General features: G+C 45.1%; 20 protein-coding genes. 5 read left to right on the top strand and 15 right to left on the bottom strand.

What is annotated here, in order from left to right; genetic code table 11:
* Positions 1-3 precede the first annotated feature (3 nt).
* The 11 genes from C7Y71_RS11640 to C7Y71_RS11690 all read right to left on the bottom strand — a co-directional run bounded on the left by C7Y71_RS11640 (position 4) and on the right by C7Y71_RS11690 (position 10276).
* Entirely contained in the window at positions 4-831 is an 828-nt protein-coding gene (locus C7Y71_RS11640; RefSeq protein ID WP_226943486.1) for a hypothetical protein, read from the bottom strand.
* Positions 755-2743, bottom strand: coding sequence for a YgiQ family radical SAM protein (locus tag C7Y71_RS11645; protein WP_111899119.1), 1989 nt, complete (start codon positions 2741-2743; stop codon positions 755-757). Before C7Y71_RS11645 ends, C7Y71_RS11640 begins: the two co-directional genes overlap by 77 nt.
* Before the next feature lie 17 nt (positions 2744-2760).
* Positions 2761-3093, bottom strand: coding sequence for a hypothetical protein (locus C7Y71_RS11650; protein WP_111899118.1), 333 nt, complete (start codon positions 3091-3093; stop codon positions 2761-2763).
* 27 nt (positions 3094-3120) lie between these two features.
* Entirely contained in the window at positions 3121-6054 is a 2934-nt protein-coding gene (locus tag C7Y71_RS11655; protein WP_111899117.1) for a golvesin C-terminal-like domain-containing protein, read from the bottom strand.
* Between the two features lie 36 nt (positions 6055-6090).
* Entirely contained in the window at positions 6091-6654 is a 564-nt protein-coding gene (locus C7Y71_RS11660) for a 1-acyl-sn-glycerol-3-phosphate acyltransferase (RefSeq protein ID WP_111899116.1), read from the bottom strand.
* Positions 6655-6722: 68 nt separating this feature from the next.
* Complete coding sequence (locus C7Y71_RS11665; RefSeq protein ID WP_111899115.1) at positions 6723-6986, bottom strand: hypothetical protein; 264 nt, start codon at positions 6984-6986, stop codon at positions 6723-6725.
* 184 nt (positions 6987-7170) lie between these two features.
* Complete coding sequence (locus C7Y71_RS11670; protein ID WP_111899114.1) at positions 7171-7731, bottom strand: 2-oxoacid:acceptor oxidoreductase family protein; 561 nt, start codon at positions 7729-7731, stop codon at positions 7171-7173.
* 54 nt (positions 7732-7785) lie between these two features.
* Positions 7786-8577: a thiamine pyrophosphate-dependent enzyme gene (locus tag C7Y71_RS11675; protein WP_111899113.1), complete on the bottom strand. Its 792-nt coding sequence runs from the start codon at positions 8575-8577 to the stop codon at positions 7786-7788.
* Between the two features lie 15 nt (positions 8578-8592).
* Positions 8593-8931, bottom strand: coding sequence for a hypothetical protein (locus tag C7Y71_RS11680; protein WP_111899112.1), 339 nt, complete (start codon positions 8929-8931; stop codon positions 8593-8595).
* On the bottom strand, positions 8931-10040 hold the full coding sequence (locus C7Y71_RS11685) for a 3-methyl-2-oxobutanoate dehydrogenase subunit VorB (protein WP_111899111.1): 1110 nt from the start codon (positions 10038-10040) through the stop codon (positions 8931-8933). The genes C7Y71_RS11680 and C7Y71_RS11685 overlap by 1 nt, the downstream gene beginning before the upstream one ends.
* A gap of 8 nt (positions 10041-10048) precedes the next feature.
* The gene (locus C7Y71_RS11690; RefSeq protein WP_111899110.1) at positions 10049-10276 is read right to left on the bottom strand and encodes a 4Fe-4S binding protein; all 228 of its coding nucleotides are present in this window, start codon (positions 10274-10276) and stop codon (positions 10049-10051) included.
* A gap of 631 nt (positions 10277-10907) precedes the next feature.
* Between C7Y71_RS11690 and C7Y71_RS11695 the strand changes: the two genes are divergently transcribed.
* The gene (locus C7Y71_RS11695; protein ID WP_111899108.1) at positions 10908-11471 is read left to right on the top strand and encodes a hypothetical protein; all 564 of its coding nucleotides are present in this window, start codon (positions 10908-10910) and stop codon (positions 11469-11471) included.
* Between the two features lie 11 nt (positions 11472-11482).
* On the opposite strand, the gene C7Y71_RS11700 is transcribed toward C7Y71_RS11695, so the two are convergent.
* The 4 genes from C7Y71_RS11700 to queC all read right to left on the bottom strand — a co-directional run bounded on the left by C7Y71_RS11700 (position 11483) and on the right by queC (position 13748).
* A complete protein-coding gene (locus tag C7Y71_RS11700) occupies positions 11483-11989 on the bottom strand; it encodes a hypothetical protein (protein WP_111899107.1) in 507 nt (168 codons plus the stop codon).
* Between the two features lies 1 nt (position 11990).
* Complete coding sequence (locus tag C7Y71_RS11705; RefSeq protein WP_111899106.1) at positions 11991-12494, bottom strand: FHA domain-containing protein; 504 nt, start codon at positions 12492-12494, stop codon at positions 11991-11993.
* A gap of 115 nt (positions 12495-12609) precedes the next feature.
* On the bottom strand, positions 12610-13065 hold the full coding sequence (queF, locus tag C7Y71_RS11710) for a preQ(1) synthase (protein ID WP_111899105.1): 456 nt from the start codon (positions 13063-13065) through the stop codon (positions 12610-12612).
* A gap of 26 nt (positions 13066-13091) precedes the next feature.
* Positions 13092-13748, bottom strand: coding sequence for a 7-cyano-7-deazaguanine synthase QueC (queC, locus tag C7Y71_RS11715; protein WP_111899104.1), 657 nt, complete (start codon positions 13746-13748; stop codon positions 13092-13094).
* 110 nt (positions 13749-13858) lie between these two features.
* Between queC and C7Y71_RS11720 the strand changes: the two genes are divergently transcribed.
* The 4 genes from C7Y71_RS11720 to C7Y71_RS11735 are packed head-to-tail and all read left to right on the top strand — an operon-like array spanning position 13859 to position 15641.
* The gene (locus C7Y71_RS11720; protein ID WP_111899103.1) at positions 13859-14170 is read left to right on the top strand and encodes an FtsB family cell division protein; all 312 of its coding nucleotides are present in this window, start codon (positions 13859-13861) and stop codon (positions 14168-14170) included.
* Positions 14171-14184: 14 nt separating this feature from the next.
* Positions 14185-14565 (top strand): hypothetical protein, encoded by a 381-nt coding sequence (locus tag C7Y71_RS11725; protein WP_146739478.1) that lies wholly within the window; start codon positions 14185-14187, stop codon positions 14563-14565.
* Between the two features lie 14 nt (positions 14566-14579).
* Positions 14580-15305, top strand: coding sequence for a DUF6712 family protein (locus C7Y71_RS11730; RefSeq protein WP_111899101.1), 726 nt, complete (start codon positions 14580-14582; stop codon positions 15303-15305).
* 6 nt (positions 15306-15311) lie between these two features.
* Positions 15312-15641 (top strand): hypothetical protein, encoded by a 330-nt coding sequence (locus tag C7Y71_RS11735; protein ID WP_151908916.1) that lies wholly within the window; start codon positions 15312-15314, stop codon positions 15639-15641.
* Positions 15642-16113 lie beyond the last annotated feature (472 nt).

Consider the following 16113-nt stretch of genomic DNA (forward strand, 5'->3'; position numbering starts at 1 on the left):
AGTTTATTTAATTTCTATTTTTAAGTAGGTTCTGTCATCATAAGAATCAGCACCTGCCATCACACCTTTTGTGCATCTGTTTTCACTATAGCAAAGTAAGTCGGTTTTTAACAGGCGTTGTAATTCTTTTTCGGTAGCATCCAGTGTGTCACAGACTACAGGATAGCCGTCGGATGCTAAAACGACTTCATGGATATGGGGTGGCACATGAATTGTCTTTATCATTCCTTCGTCAATAGGGAACCCATCGATTACCGCATAAAGGAAAGGATTGTCGCCTTTACTGTTTTGAAAATTACATTGGTCTTTAAGCGCATCGAGTATGAAGGCCCTGCCAAGATCCTTTAGTTGTAAATCTTCTATAGTGTGTCCATGTCGTAGTAAATACTCTATCGCATCACAACGGATGTCGGCAAGAATGCGGTCCACTAACTTCTCATTGGTGTAGGTCTGCCCGCCAAACCGACATTGGCAGTCGCCAATAAACCATATTTCACGACGTCTTTTGCTGAAAATCACAGCACTGCATGTAAATCTGTTTTCTGCCTTCGCAATGGCGTTTTCAAGCAAATCATTTTCTATGTAAAGTTGCCTAATGTCGTTTGTAAGTTTATTAGCGGCTTCCGCTGACGTGATGTTTGCGTCTAAATGTTGTATGCTCTCACAGACAATCTCCATTGCGACACGGCCCGACGACTTACCACCGAGCAAGAGTGTGCCTTTCGAAGTGGAGCCATCCACTACGGCAGCAAAATCATTTGTCACCGCGATTCCGTCCTCTGTTGTGGTTTGTGGACTTTTTGCGGCCTGAAAACTTTCTTTGATGGTCATGTTGTGACTGTTGTCGGGATGTGTGATTCTTACCATATAATTTCTCGCCGAAGAGTTTATCAATGAGATCCGTGCGTCCTATGCGCCGCAACTCGCTGATGATTTTTCCACGTTCTTCGGGCTTGTACCAGAAGAAGAACATACGCTGGCGCAATTTTTCTTCCGGCGAATGGGCAGAGAACACGGGTTCGAGTGTGTAAGGATGGTAGCCACTATACCACGCTTCTGTGCTGATGGTCATTGGTGTGGGAGTGAAATCCTGAACCTGCTCTAAATGGAAGTCCATATCACGTGTCAATACAGCGAGTTCTGCCATATCTTCGGGTGTGCATCCAGGGTGCGAACTGATAAAGTAGGGAATGAGTTGCTGATTGAGGCCTGCCTTGCGATTGATGTTGTCGAAAATTCGTTTGAAGTCATAGAATTGTTTGAACGAAGGTTTGCGCATAAGGTTCAGCACGGTGTCGCTCGTATGTTCAGGTGCAACTTTCAGACGCCCCGAAACATGCTTCGTAATCACCTCTTCGGCATATTGCATGTTTGCCTTGTCGATTGCCTTGTCGCCGGTGTGATTGAGAATGAGGTCGTAGCGTATGCCGCTGCCTATGAAACTCTTCTTGATGCCCGGCAACGCATCAACGGCACGATAGATTTCTATCAGTGGGCGGTGGTCGTTGTTAAGATTCTTGCAAATATTGGGATGGATGCATGATGGGCGTTTACATTTTCGGCAGATGTCAAGATTCTTCCCGTGCATGCCATACATGTTTGCAGAAGGACCGCCGAGGTCGGAGAGATAACCCTTGAAATCTGGCATTTCTACCACTTTCTTTACCTCGCGCAGGATGCTTTCCTTGGATCTGCTCATGATGAATTTCCCCTGATGTGCCGAAATCGTGCAGAAAGCGCAACCACCGAAACAGCCGCGATGGATATTCACTGAGAACTTTATCATTTCGTAGGCAGGAATGCGCTTGCCTTTGTATTTGGGGTGTGGCTGTCGGGTGTAAGGGAAGTCGAACGAACGGTCTATCTGAGCCGTTGTCATAGGAGGGTAGGGTGGATTGACCACACAGAAAAGTCCATCAACTTCCTGAAGCAGACGTTGTGCCTCCATCCTGTTGCTCTGTTCCTCAATCACCCTGAAATTGGCGGCGTATTTCTTTTTGTCAGTAAGGCTTTCTTCGTGAGAACAGAGGATGATGTCGTCCTCTCTGACACCGCCCGGAATGTTCTGTTTCTTCTCAAGAGTTACGGTCTGGCGAATGGGATATTTCCTGACCACTTGCTGGAAATCATCTGTACTGCAATGTGCTTCCTTTCTGCCGTGCAGCAGTTTGTCTTCCACAAGATGCAGCAGCGCTGCAGTGGGCAGTTCGCCCATGCCGTAGATAATCATGTCAGCACCACTGTCGCATAGAATACATTTCCGCACACGCTCCTGCCAATAGTCGTAATGCGTCAGACGGCGCAGCGATGCTTCTATACCGCCGAGCAGCACGGGCGTTTCGGGATATAGTTCCTTCAGAATTTTAGTATATACTATACTCGGGTATTCAGGTCGCTTGTCGTGGCGCCCGTCGGGTGTATAGGCATCTTCTGAGCGCAGACGGCGGTTGGCGGTGTATTTGTTCACCATGGAATCCATCGCTCCCGGAGCAATGAGAAAGAACATGCGCGGTCGCCCCAGGCGTTTGAAGTCTCTGTAGTCGCCGTGCCAGTCCGGTTGCGGCACAATAGCCACCCTATAACCCTCAGCCTCAATCAGTCTGCCGATAACCGCCATGCCGAACGATGGATGGTCCACGTAGGCATCAGCACTGAACATGATGACGTCAACGTAGTCCCAACCGCGAAGTTCCATTTCCTTGCGAGTAGTGGGAAGCCAGTCTGTGAGGCGATAATCGGACATAAAACGTGAACCTGTGTTTAGGCTTCGGTTGTGGAGTCGGCTTCTATGCTCTCTTCGGTTTGCTCGCCTAACCAACCATTGTAAGCATTGATGAGTTGTTGCAAACCGAAGGCTTTCATGTGGTCGTGGTAAATCACGTCGATGCATAGGTCGAGCAGGTCCTTACTGTCTTCAGTCTGCGAGGCGATGAGCGAACGGATGTTGAGTTTCAGTTTATCGAGTACCGCTTCGTCCACATATCCCGTGCTGTCAACGAGGTTGGCAAATAGGGCATATTTGCGGATAGTGAGGAAATTCTCTTCTGTGATTTCCAAATGGCGGCTGCCTTTTTGGTTGAGTTGTATAGTCATAGATAGAACAGTTATTGGAATGTCTTGTTATTTTCCGAACAGGAATTTCAGGATGGCACGCATAGCCGTGGCTCTCATCTTCTCTTCTTTTATGCACTCGAACGGGAATCCGGTAGCAATGACTTTGTAGTCCTTTCCGTTGTAGGCTATGCCTGCAGAATGTCCCTCAGCGTATGCAAACGCACTGAATGCGGCATCATCGGCAGGCATCACCACGTCGGGATCTACAGCGGCATAATGTGTGTCGTTCGGCGTGCGGTAGATTGGAATTGTCTTACCGAGCCCTTTGATGTCTTCAGCGAAGTCGGCAAACAAAGTGTCTGCATGAGTATAGTGAAGAACGTCGTATGCAAAGTCGCGGTCTTCGGATTTCGTCAGGTTGGAAGCAATGTAGGAGCCGCTGATGAATATATTTCCGCCTCCGCGTGTGTATGTTTCTAATTGCTGACGTATGGAGGGCGTGAAAATGCTGTAGTCTTGCATATTGTAGTGCACATCCTTCTGCAGACCGGCTATAAAGTCGATAGCGGCATACTTTTTCAGGTCAATCTCCCCTTTTTCCAGACTGCCACGACTGCAAGACTCAAACGATGCCATATCTGATGCGACAATCGCTTTGCCGTGCACGTACGGATAGTCGAACGTGTTGCCGGCAAATACTTTTCCCTGCATGGAATTGTCGCTGTAGCCGAGTGCTGCCGGTCCCTCACTACCGCCTGCTGATGCCTTGAAGTTGGTCTGCGGACCGCAATAGGAAGCATTGTAGATGTACGGAACGCCCATATCCTTGTTCAGGTCGAAGCCGATGCTGTCGGGCGTTTCGATACGTGCCGGGCCGCTGATTCGGTTAAAGCCGTTGACAATGAGCACCTTGCGACTGGCGCCTTTAGAGGAATATACACTCAACACCTCAGACGGGAAACTCACACCGCCCTTGTTGTACGCCTGTACCTTGAAACTGAACTGCACACCCTTGCTAATAGTAATCCTGGTGCTTGTACCCTCTACCTTAATGCCATTGTCGAAACTGCCGTCTCCGCGCTTCGTATATACAATGTAGCAGGTTGGGTTGGCAGTAGAGTCAACTTTGTCAATAGTGGGCTCCCATCTCAGAATTGCCTCCTTGCCGTCATTGCTGAGTTGTGCGGAGAAATTCTTTACGGGTAACGGTTGGAGTGCGAAGTCGCTGATGCCGTGCTGGAAATTGATGAATTTCAGGATACCTTTGTAGAAACAGCGTCCGAACAGGAATTTTACGTATGGGTCGTGAGCGTATTTCAGGTCGCCGTAGTTTTGGTGCGACATAAACTCCAGTATAGTGGAAGGCACATCGGGTATGCGTGTCTCGCCATAGTTCTTGTCCCACATTTCACGGCGAGTCCAGATCATGTCAAGATAGCCCGACATATCTTCCGTCATGGTTTTCAGCATCATGTTGGCAAAGTCGGCAGAAGCATAGCGCGACAGTCCGGAACTGAAGTGTTTGGCACCACCATCGCCTGTGGAAGTGCCGATGGTCAGTGAACCGAAAACACCATTGTCTGCACGATAGCCTGCATCGCTATGAACTGCCACAGAGAGTTCGAAAGGCACCTTAAGCCCCTCTCGCTGCGGCATAAATACGCTGCCACCGCCGAGATAGTTCAGGAAGTTGGGTCTGCAGGCGATGTCGGCATTGTAGTCGTTGCTTGTGTTGCCACGTGTGAAGAGTTCGTAGGGCAGACCGCTATACTGTGTGTTGTATCTGGCTGCTTCAATGAAGCGCGGCAGTCCGCTCACACCTGCGCTGCCCCGCGATACGAGCGACATACCACCTCCGAAGCGCACAGCATCGGCAGTAACCTCACCAATCGATGTGCTGTAGTTGCTAAGTTCTACCCGGCTGTGGCGGTTCTTTCCGCTCTCAAATTCGAATGTGCCGAGGTAAAGCCATGTGCCGCCGCCCATCTGTTGGTTGACGATGAACTCTGTGCACCCGCCTTTGTGATATACCGTATAGTGCGCATCGTCTATGCTTGTGGGCAATGTCTGGTAGGACACATAGACGGCATAGTGTCCGTCGCGAGGAATGTTGGGTGTCCAGATGGCTCTGGCTGCATCTTCACGTTTGGACGTTACACCTATTTTTCGCGCTGTACCGCTACTGAAAGGCTTGTCGTCGTCAGTGATAGGTGTGTCTTTGGGCTTGAATCCCTCTTTCTCCGTAGTTGTCCACGACAAGCCGCCTTCGTCGTTTTCTTTATATGTGCCATCATCATTTTCTGCATCGTTATCCACCACCACCATTGCAGTCTGCACATCGCGTTCGCGTGGGTCGCACACTATGGCGCCGGCATTTTCGAGCATGGGGAAGAGATAGGGCAGAACGATGGATTGCGTGAAGAGGTCCTCAGTGGTGCAGAACAGATAAGGACGCTGCCATTCCCACTTGCCTTCCTTGTAATAACGACCATGGCTGGGCCAGATCATGATATGCCGTCCTTCCAGTCCGCCCGTAATCTCGTAGGGGCGTGAGATGTTTTTCATCCAGGCATTACCGCGGTGGTCTATGTCTGCCCATACGCGTGAGAGGTCTGTAGTGCTGTCGGTGCGCTCGTAGTTGGGAATGAGGTCTTCGAGAGAAAGGCTGTCGTTGTTGATGATGTGTATGCCGTAAAGGTTGTACGGCATAGGCAACAGGTAACTGATGTGCTGCTCTATCTCAAGCACGCGCTTTGGGGTGAGCGGTTGATTGCAGAACGATTCCGAGGCATGAATGGTTATTCTGCGCAAGGAGTCGTCAATGCAGATTTCGTTGTCTGTAATGTCCTTGGTGTGCCTGTATCGGTAGCCCTCAACGGAATATGCGTTGAAGTAATCGTTCAGGATGCGTTTGAAGTCATAGTCGTACCCTTCCTGCTCCTGCGCTGTCATGGACAGGGCGCAGACAGCAAAAAACAATATAGAGAAAAACCTTTTCATGCGTAGTGTTTCGTTTGATGGGTGATGTGTCTGTGTTTATTCTTCTCCATCGATAGCGAAAGAGTTTTCGTGTTTGCCGAAATCGGCAAACTTGGCGTAATAGTCCATGATGAATTTCCAGTCGGCTTCAAAGTCGTCCGTGGGCTGCAGTTCGGCAGTGCAGACGATGCGTTTGCGCTTGTAGTCGATGGCAAAGAGTTGGATGGGCAGGTCGGCCTTCTTGGCAATATAATAGAACCCACGCTTCCAAGTCGTAACTCTCTTGCGCGTTCCCTCAGGGGTTACGGCGAGTTCGAAATGGTCGGACGCCTTTGCTATCTCAGCCAACTGGTCGGTCAGGCTGCCTTTCCTGCTGCGGTCAACGGGTATGCCGCCAAGCCTTCTGAAAAGCCAACCCAGGGGCCAGCGAAACCAGTCCTTTTTCATCAGGAACTGTGCATGACGCCCTTTGGTACCATAGTAGAGTTCGCCTATGATGAAATCCCAGTTACTCGTGTGGGGCGCTACGGCAATAATACATTTTTCGCGGTGAGGAACAGTTACTTCCTCTGTCCAACCCTTCCACTTAAAAAGGATGGCATTGCATAATTTTCTAAACATGATAGTATAAAACCAAGCAGGCGGACAAATACTGCAATTGGTCCGTCTGCATGTTAGGGTGTAAGGGATTAGATGGTAATTAAGCGAGCCGCAATGTCGTTTGCCTTTTCTGCAAACTCGTTGCGCAACTTCTTATAAAACAATTTCTCGCTGCCACGCTCCGTGTGACTAATGCGCATTACGTAGTCTTTCTCTAACGCCATTACTTCAGATGTAATCTCGCTTATCGTTTGATTGTCAATATCTTCTACCATGCTCAGAGCGATGCAGTCGCAGAGCAAGCTCTCGCTAATACCCTTTATTGCCTTCTTCAAATTTCTTCTACTTGCCATAATTCTAAAGTTTAAGTGTTCAAAATTACGCAAAATTCTTGAAATGTAATAAGTTCTTCGCAGCTTTTGGAACTTATAAAGAAAGAAGAATGTATATTTAATTAGACAAACCGTCTTTATGAAAAACAAAACTGCCAGTGGCATTCCGTTGGCAGTTCCGCATTTATATTTATATAAATTATTGTTATTGCATTTCGCAACTATATACTTTCTCCACAATCTCCATGCCTTTGACAATGCCCTTCTCATTCGTAGGTAGCAAGTTCCAATGTCGTTTTGGAAGAGATTTTTTGAGTGCATTCATGAGCGTCTCTGTTTGAGCAAGGGGGTGAATCTTTAGCAGTCCACCAAGCACAAGCATATTGAAGCATTTCATTAAGTTGTATGCTGCTGCCGTTTCCATCGCAGGGATGCTATAGATATTGATGTCAGTGCGTGTGGGAGGGTTGATGATACTCAGCGAGTCGTAAATAATGTCACCGCCAGGTTTCACTTTTTCTTCAAACTTGTCGAGTGATGGTTGGTTAAGTACGATGGCTGTGTCGTACGAACTAAGTATGGGGGAAGAGATTGGCTCATCACTAACGATGACAGTTACATTTGCAGTACCACCACGTTGCTCAGGACCGTATGCAGGCATCCATGTCACTTCTTTTCCTTCCATAAGGGCTGCATAAGCTAATATCTTTCCCATTGACAATACACCCTGACCGCCGAAGCCTGCTATTATGATTTCATGTTTCATTTTGCTTATCGTTACATTATAGAACCTTTAGTCTTTAAAGGTATAGAAGTGTTTTTACGCTTCATGAAATTTTACATCAATGTCTTTAAGATCTCCCAATTGGTAATATTCAAACATATTTTCTCGCATCCATTCGTTGGCTTTTTCAGGTGTCATTCTCCAACCAGAAGAACATGTTCCTTCTATCTCAATAAGACAAGAACCCTTGCAAGCCATATTATATTCAAATGCTTTGCGAATTGCTTTTTTTGCCTTGCGTATGGAGGTTACAGTATCAACGCTCTGACGTGTTACATAAGCTGTGCCATCGAGTTTACAAGCAAGGTCTGCAATGCGAATGGGATAGCCATGAAGATCTGCGCGGCGACCATTTGGACAAGTTACGGTCTTCTGACCCAACAATGTAGTTGGAGCCATTTGACCGCCAGTCATACCATAGATTGCATTATTGATAAAGATGAGAGTAACGTTATCGCCACGATTCAAGGTATGCAGAGCTTCAGAAGTTCCGATACATGCGATGTCGCCATCACCCTGATATGTAAATACAAGTCGATCTGGCCAAAGACGTTTACATGCCGTTGCTAAAGCTGGACCGCGACCATGTGCTGCTTCTTGCCAGTCGATATCGATATATTTGAATGCAAAAACACCGCATCCTACTGGACTTATGCCTATGCTTTTCTCTGCCATACCCATCTCGTGAATCACTTCGGCGATGAGTTTGTGAACCACACCGTGCGAACAACCAGGGCAGTAGTGGGTATAGCTGTCGTTGAGCAACGCAGGGCGTTCGTACACCAAGGTGCCGTTGTTGATAATGTCTTCTCTTGTTGCTTTATCCATGTTTTCTAATAGTTTTTATCTTTTGGTACGCAGCCTACTCTTGTAACGAGGTTCTTGTTTCTTTATGCCAGGCATGCGTAGCATCACTTCTACCATTTTGACAAGTACAGCCACAATGCCAACAGCATAACTGATGGTGAGCCAAAAAGATTCACTCTTGAAAACGAGTACTCCTATCATTGCTAAGATGGCAAGGATGATAAATATTGAGTTGAGTATATTGCGTAAAAACAGATGATTATCGTCAGTCTTATTTTCGTATAAACGCTTACGTTCTTTCTCCAAAAAAGCCTCAGCTGCTGCATCTTCTGGTTTTTGACCTTCTGTCTTAATAGTATCGTCTTTTTCTAACATTATAAGTTTTTATTGTGCTTAACTTTATTATCTAATGCTTCAAGAATCTCATCAGGGTCAGGAATAATGCCACCAAGACGACCGAAATGAGCCACTGGTATTTGTTGACGAATAGCATATTCCACATCGTGAATCATTTGTCCTGCATTGATTTCAACTACCAACATACCTTTCACGTGTTGCGACAACTCATATAACTCTTGCACAGGGAAAGGCCATAATGAAATAGGACGGAAAAGACCTATTTTCTCTCCTCGCTGGCGAGCTACTTCCATTGCTTTTTGTGAAATTCGAGAAGCAGAGCCAAAGGCAACTATCACATAGTTGGCATCATCACAGTACAAACTCTCGTAGCGCACCTCGTTTTCGCGTATTTTCTGGTATTTGGTTTGAAGGCCCCAATTCTTTCGCTCCATTTCTGCGGGGTCGAGTTCAAGCGATGAAATAACTTGAGGACCGCGTTGTTTGAGCCCCATACCGTTACATGCCCATGGACATTCTCCTAAAATCTGTGCATCAGTGCGGCGCGGTTTGAATGGCGGAAGAACCACCTTTTCCATCATTTGTCCGATAATGCCATCGGAGAGTATCATCGTTGGATTACGATATTTGAAAGCCAATTCAAATGCTAAATCTACAAAATCTGCCATTTCTTGAACACTATTTGGTGCAAGAACTATCGTTTCATAATCACCATTGCCACCCCCACGGGTAGCTTGTGTATAGTCGCTTTGCGAAGGCTGGATAGTGCCAAGTCCAGGTCCACCACGTTGTACGTTGACAATCACACCTGGAATTTCAGCGCCAGCCATATATGTTATGCCTTCTTGCATTAAAGAAATTCCAGGACTGGATGAAGATGTCATTACTCGTTTGCCAGTACCGCCGCCTCCATAAAGCATGTTGATTGCTGCCACTTCGCTCTCTGCTTGAACAACTATCATACCCGTGGTGTTCCAAGGCTCAAGAGTCGCTAAAGTTTCCATTACTTCTGATTGAGGGGTAATGGGGTAGCCGAAATAGCCATCGCAACCACAACGAACAGCAGCATGGGCTATGGCTTCATTGCCTTTGAGCAGTAGTATTTCTTTTTCTGTATCTTTACTCATTTGTTAGTTTAGTCTAATCTCTTTTTGAAAACTGTGATGCAAGAGTCTGGACACACTATGGCACATGCCGCACAACCAATGCAACTATCGTTAATGTCATGGCAGTATTTGTAACCGCGGATATTTACCTCGCGGTCAGTTAGCGAAATTGTATGGGTTGGACATGCTACAACACATAGGTTGCAACCTTTGCAACGCTCCGTATCAACAACTATTACGCCTCTTATATTGCTCATCAGACTCTTAATTTAGGGATTATACATGTCTTTGTTGTAAAAATTGAATATGCGTTCTACCATAACTCGTGATGCGGAAGCTGCTTCATTATAATTAATGTGCTCAGAAGTTTTGAAACACGACAAAGCATCATGCCACTGTGACAACTTGATATGCGCCAAACCTTTTAAATAATATAAGTTGGCATCATCTGGATAATTTTGAAGAGAAGATTCTAACTGCATTAAGGCATCTTCGATATTATTGTTCGTAATAGCCTGCTTTATGCTTGTGTATGTTTTATGTAGAATCATATTGCAAAATTATAAGCTGAATCTAATAATAACTATTATTTTATTTCTAAAAACACTATCTCAGAGCATTTTTCTTTAATTCAAGTTGACATGTTTTTCATAAGTAAAACAAAATCAATAAATAAATAGAAACACTTAAAATAGTTTCAATCGAAACAATTTTGAAGTTTTTATACAATAAAACGAAAAATAAAGTAATGAACGTAAAGTAAAGAGGTTTAGAATCAGTGTTTTTGTTAAATAGTAAAACAAATAATTGAATTATTTTGTAAGTCTTGAGTTATAGTCTCTAATTATTTTTTACTTTTGAACATCATAATATATAAATCAAACAAACATGAAAAAACTTTTCATTATCCTTTTCATATCGATTCCGCAGATAATTTTTGCACAAACTCTTACAGAAAAAATCAAGTATATACAAGATCAATATCAACAAGCGCAAGAAATTGCGTCTAAAAAAGGATCTGACGAATGGATGGAGAACATGTGTTATACACTCGATTTGTCATCAAAAATCAATTTTTCAGGTCCTGGTCCAGTGTTACATGATGTAGAAGTGTTTCTAACAAGAATGCCAGAATCATACGAGTTCGATAGTGGCGTTTTCAACACTTTTGCGCCCATTCTTGTGAAAATGACTCGAAAAGCGGCTTTTAATATCTATCATGAAATGTTGTTTGATGACAAGACAGGTGAACTCTTGTTCTATTATCAACATCTGCCAGATTTTCAAGGAGATGGGACAATTGAGATGCGTTATTATTATGACAAAGGCAAACTAATTAAGTCTGAACCTGCATATACAGAGCACCTCTATCTATTGCCGCCAAAAATTGCTGCTGAAAAAGCCCAAGCATTGAAAGCAGTTGTAAAGAATTATAATACGTTGGCTGACTAATAAGAATAAGTTTATAATTTGTCTGTCTCCTGAATGAAAATCATTTCTTTCGGGAGATACACCCATTTTGTCTTTTTCTTTTTTTCGTCTGCGTATGCGCCTTTCTTGAATTGGTTTTTACCGATACATTTGTATTGAAATTGCCCTTGTCCAATGTCGGTAAAACGGAATGTTTGGACTTCGTCGCCCCACTCACGGCTCATTTCAATGACGAAATTTTTTTCGTCTTCCTGTGTAACGGTGGTAACGAACCATTGGTTGTAGATGCTGCTCCAATTCCCTTTGTCGCGCATGGCTTTCGTGTAGCCGTGCACCTTGCCAATCAGTTCAAATCCCGGAACGGTAACCGACTCTTCGTTCAAGTCGAGATAGAGTCTCAGATTCGCCTCTTTACTGTAGAAACGTCCTTTGGGGAGGTTTCCGGATGTCGTGCTGCCCGATGCTGTAACTTCTGTTTGGGCAACGGAAGTCTGAATGGCACAAATTGACACCAAAAACAGGATAAATATCTTTTTCATTTTAGTCTTCACTATCGTTATATCGCAAAATCATTGTGCCGGCACCAATGGTGATGATGTCGCCTTCTGCTATCGTTACACGGTCGCGATCGCCAAGTATTTCAGCATTCAGAAACGTACCTGTGCCCGATGGTGCATCGCGGAGAATAAACTTCGGTTCGCCCTGACGGTTCAATTTTACGGAAATAATGCAATGCGTGGTATCTATGCTCGGATCAACCGTCTTGATGGGGCAGTTGATGCTGCTGCCACGCACTTCACGCCCAATCACGTTCTCGCCTTCGTGCAGCAGGATTTCCTGCTTCAGTTGGAACGCGTTTTCAACGACAGTCAGGATGCCATATACCGGTGCTTCTTCCTCCGTTTCATCATGCGCGGACGGCATACGAAGCCTGAATTGCTTGTTGCAACTCGGGCATTCGAAAACCAGACTCCTGCCAGGAGCATATTTCGTTTCGTCGAACAGTATAGCCTCGTCACATTTCGGGCAGCGTATGCGTTTCATCGTCGGGACTCAAATTGATTTGTGCAAAAGTAAAAACAAAAATGATGAGATGTCCTTTTTTTACATCTTTTAACCCATAGGGTCATTAGGCTGGTTAAGGTTGTATAACACCCCTTTACAGGTCGTGATTCTTCATGCGGTATTCAGCCAACTCCTCGTATTTCGTGCCTTTTCTGCCATAGTTGGCATACGGATAGATGCTGATGCCACCGCGGGGAGTGAAGATGCCTGTTACCTCAATGTATTTGGGATTCATCAGTTTTACGAGGTCTTTCATGATGGTGTTTACACAATCTTCATGAAAATCGCCATGATTCCTGAAACTGAACAGATAGAGTTTCAGGCTTTTGCTTTCTACCATCTTGACATCGGGAATATAACTGATTCTGATCTCTGCAAAGTCTGGTTGTCCTGTGATAGGGCATAGCGATGTGAATTCCGGACAGTTGAAACGCACCCAATAGTCGTTGTCTTGATGCTTGTTGTCAAACGTTTCGAGTACTTCGGGAGCATAGTCGTCCCGATATTCCGTTTTCTTACCCAAGGCTTGAAGTCCTTCTTTTTCTCTCATTGTGATAAAAATGTTTTATGGGGGTGTTATTTCTTGGATTTGAGGTATTTCTCCAGTCCTTCCCTGCGTAATTTGCAGGCGGGGCAATGTCCGCAACCATCGCCCGGAATGCCGTTGTAGCACGTCAGTGTCTCATTCCTTACAAGGTCGAGAACGCCAAAGGAATCGGCAAGTGCCCAAGTCTCACTCTTGTCCAACCACATCAGCGGTGTATGAATGACGAACTGTTCATCCATGGCAAGGTTGATTGTAACGTTGAGACTACGTATGAAGGCATCGCGGCAATCTGGGTAGCCGCTGAAGTCGGTTTGCGAAACGCCCGTTACGAGGTCGAAAATGCCATGCTCGCGGGCATATACAGCAGCAATCGCCAAGAAGAACATGTTGCGGCCTGGGACGAATGTATTTGGAAAAGATTCTTCAGGTTGTGTCTCATCCATCACTATGTCGGAATTAGTCAGTGAGTTGGCTCCCAAAGAGCCTATCAGCGGGGCATCCTTCGCCTCGAAATGAACACCCGCCTTCTGCGCTATTTTTTCAGCCACTTCAACTTCAGTGGCATGTTTTTGACCATAGCGCAAAGACAAAGCCCACACTTCATCAAAATGCGCCTTAGCCCAATAGAGACATGTGGTGGAATCCTGTCCACCGCTGAACACTACAAGTGCTTTATTTCTTTTCATTTCTATAAAAATTTGTGCAAAGTTAAAATTATTTAATGAAAAAATGCGTTTCGCTTCGTCAGTACAATTTATTTTGTTATTTTTGCCATGACTAAAAAAGGAAAAATCAAATGGCAGAAAAAATTGGAGGATTTGGTCGCTTTCTCTGGCGGCACAAATACATCGTTACTTTAGTGTTCTTCGGCATACTCGTTGGGTTTGTTGATGAAAACAGTTTTTGGAACAGGTTTCAACTCGAGCAGAAAAACAGTGAGTTAAGAAAAGAAATCGCAATCACAGAGAACAAGTTTAAGGAATGTAAGTATGAACTTGAGAGTTTTGAGACCAATCCGAAAGCCTACGAAAAAGTGGCAAGGGTTGACCTCTTGATGCGAGGCGAAAATGAGGATGTCTTCATCATTGAGGAAGACTCTGTTGAATAAAACGTAACCGGAATATGAGAAGATTGAATCGTTTAGAAAATGCAATCTTTATCATTGGTGGCATCTTGATTTTAATAGGTGTTGCCCTTCCCATTTTTTACAGAATGTCGCTTTTGGCTGCTATTGTATTTGCTTTGGGAGCAATTATGTTCTGCACCATGCAGGCAAGAGCGAAGTATGAAGGGACGGACCTTACAGTGAGGCGTCTGCGCCGCCAGCAATACATCAGCATGTTTTTTCTCATTTGTACGGCAGTGCTGATGTTTATGAACAGGGAAGTACTCAATGCCCCATTCTTCAATCGCGACCATTGGAAAATAACCCTCGCCATAGCAGCCGTTTTCCAACTTTATTCTTCATTCCGACTGCCTGCTGCACTCAAAAAAACGGAATAAAATCATCTTTTCAAATGCACGAAGATATTGTTATCAGCCTTGACGATATTCTGCACTTTCTCCCTCCGGAAATTGTCAATGAGGATGTTGCACAAATCGCCATGCGCGCATTGCCTGAATTTGTTGAGCAGATGAAGCGACTTCTCGGGTTCGATGGCGATGAGTTGATTTACGAGGAAAAATTCCATGACCTTATTGTGCAGACGGTAGTTCTGCAGGCTGCACATAAAGCAACATCTCAAACTCCGAAGTTTGCAAAAGAATGCGAGATGCTCAGACAACAGAAAAGCATTTCTCGCGACAAATTGCTCAACACACTCCTTTTTACAGACTGGCACGACTCGCGGAAAAGAATGGAGATTGTTGACAAACTGATGTGGAATCCTACCGTTCTTCGCAACTATTGCAAGACGTATGACAAAGATGTTGTGCTTTATGACGAGGAATACAACAACAACGAAAATCTCCTGAACAAAACTCAAAAGGAGGCAGAAAAACTCATCTCGCCAGAATTGATGGAAGCACTTGTTCATGATCTCGACCGTGAACAGCCCGAAATACATAAAACATTGGTACACAAATTGCGAGAACTTATTGCAGCGAAAATGACAAGGCATGCAGATGACGCAAGGCAGAAAAAGGCTGACATCATGAACTACATGATGGAACACATCGACACACCGTGCCTCCTCTATTACAAGCGGTCAAGAACCTATTTAGACACCATAACAAAAGAATAACAAACCATGAAACACATGAATTATCTTGCCGTTATATTTGCCATTATGCTTTCCATGATAATAATCCCATCCTGTGGGTCGGACAGCGACGAATGGTTCGATCCTGAAGTACCTGAAAATACGGATGGCGACAGTGATAGCGACAACACTCAACCACCCGTAGATTATTCAAAGGGCGATGTTATGTTCGAGGATGGTGTTTACGAGAATAAGTATGGGGCACAGAACGAAGCGTATAAGGGAGAGAGGGGACGAAAAATACCGAAAGCCGTTTATTTACAAAGAGTTGCGAGGGTTGAGGCTGTGAGGTCGACACAAAACGAAACGTTTACATAGGCTTACGTTTGCTTTACGTTTGAGGCAAATTCGTTTACGTCCGTGGGACGATAGATTTACGCACAGAGGGCTGCACGTTTACGCGTGTGGCCTTTTTTGTTTGTGTGTGGGTAAATCCTTTGTCTGTGGGCGTTTAGCGCATCTGTGGGCTTTATATTGCGTCCACGTTTGAACGGTGTTCAGATGGCATTAGAAGGTGGTGGGTCTGGAAAAGTCCGCGTTTCGGTCCCAGAGGGCGAAATTGGCGAAAAACGAGGGGTGGGGTTACAGGTGGGGTTACAAAGTGGGGTTACATTTTCGGAAAACTGGGGTTACAAAACTCTTGCCCGAGCATACCGTGTGAGGGGGTGGCAACAAGCCAAAAAACGGAGTAAAATGTAGGAAACTGACCCTTTTCGTGCAACTTTCTCGGGGGTGCAATTTGCTGTGAAGCCCCGTAAACAGGCGATTTTGTGTGCTTTCCTATTGTGCT

Origin of the sequence: Pseudoprevotella muciniphila (genome assembly GCF_003265305.2) — a bacterium.
Classification (GTDB): domain Bacteria; phylum Bacteroidota; class Bacteroidia; order Bacteroidales; family Bacteroidaceae; genus Alloprevotella; species Alloprevotella muciniphila.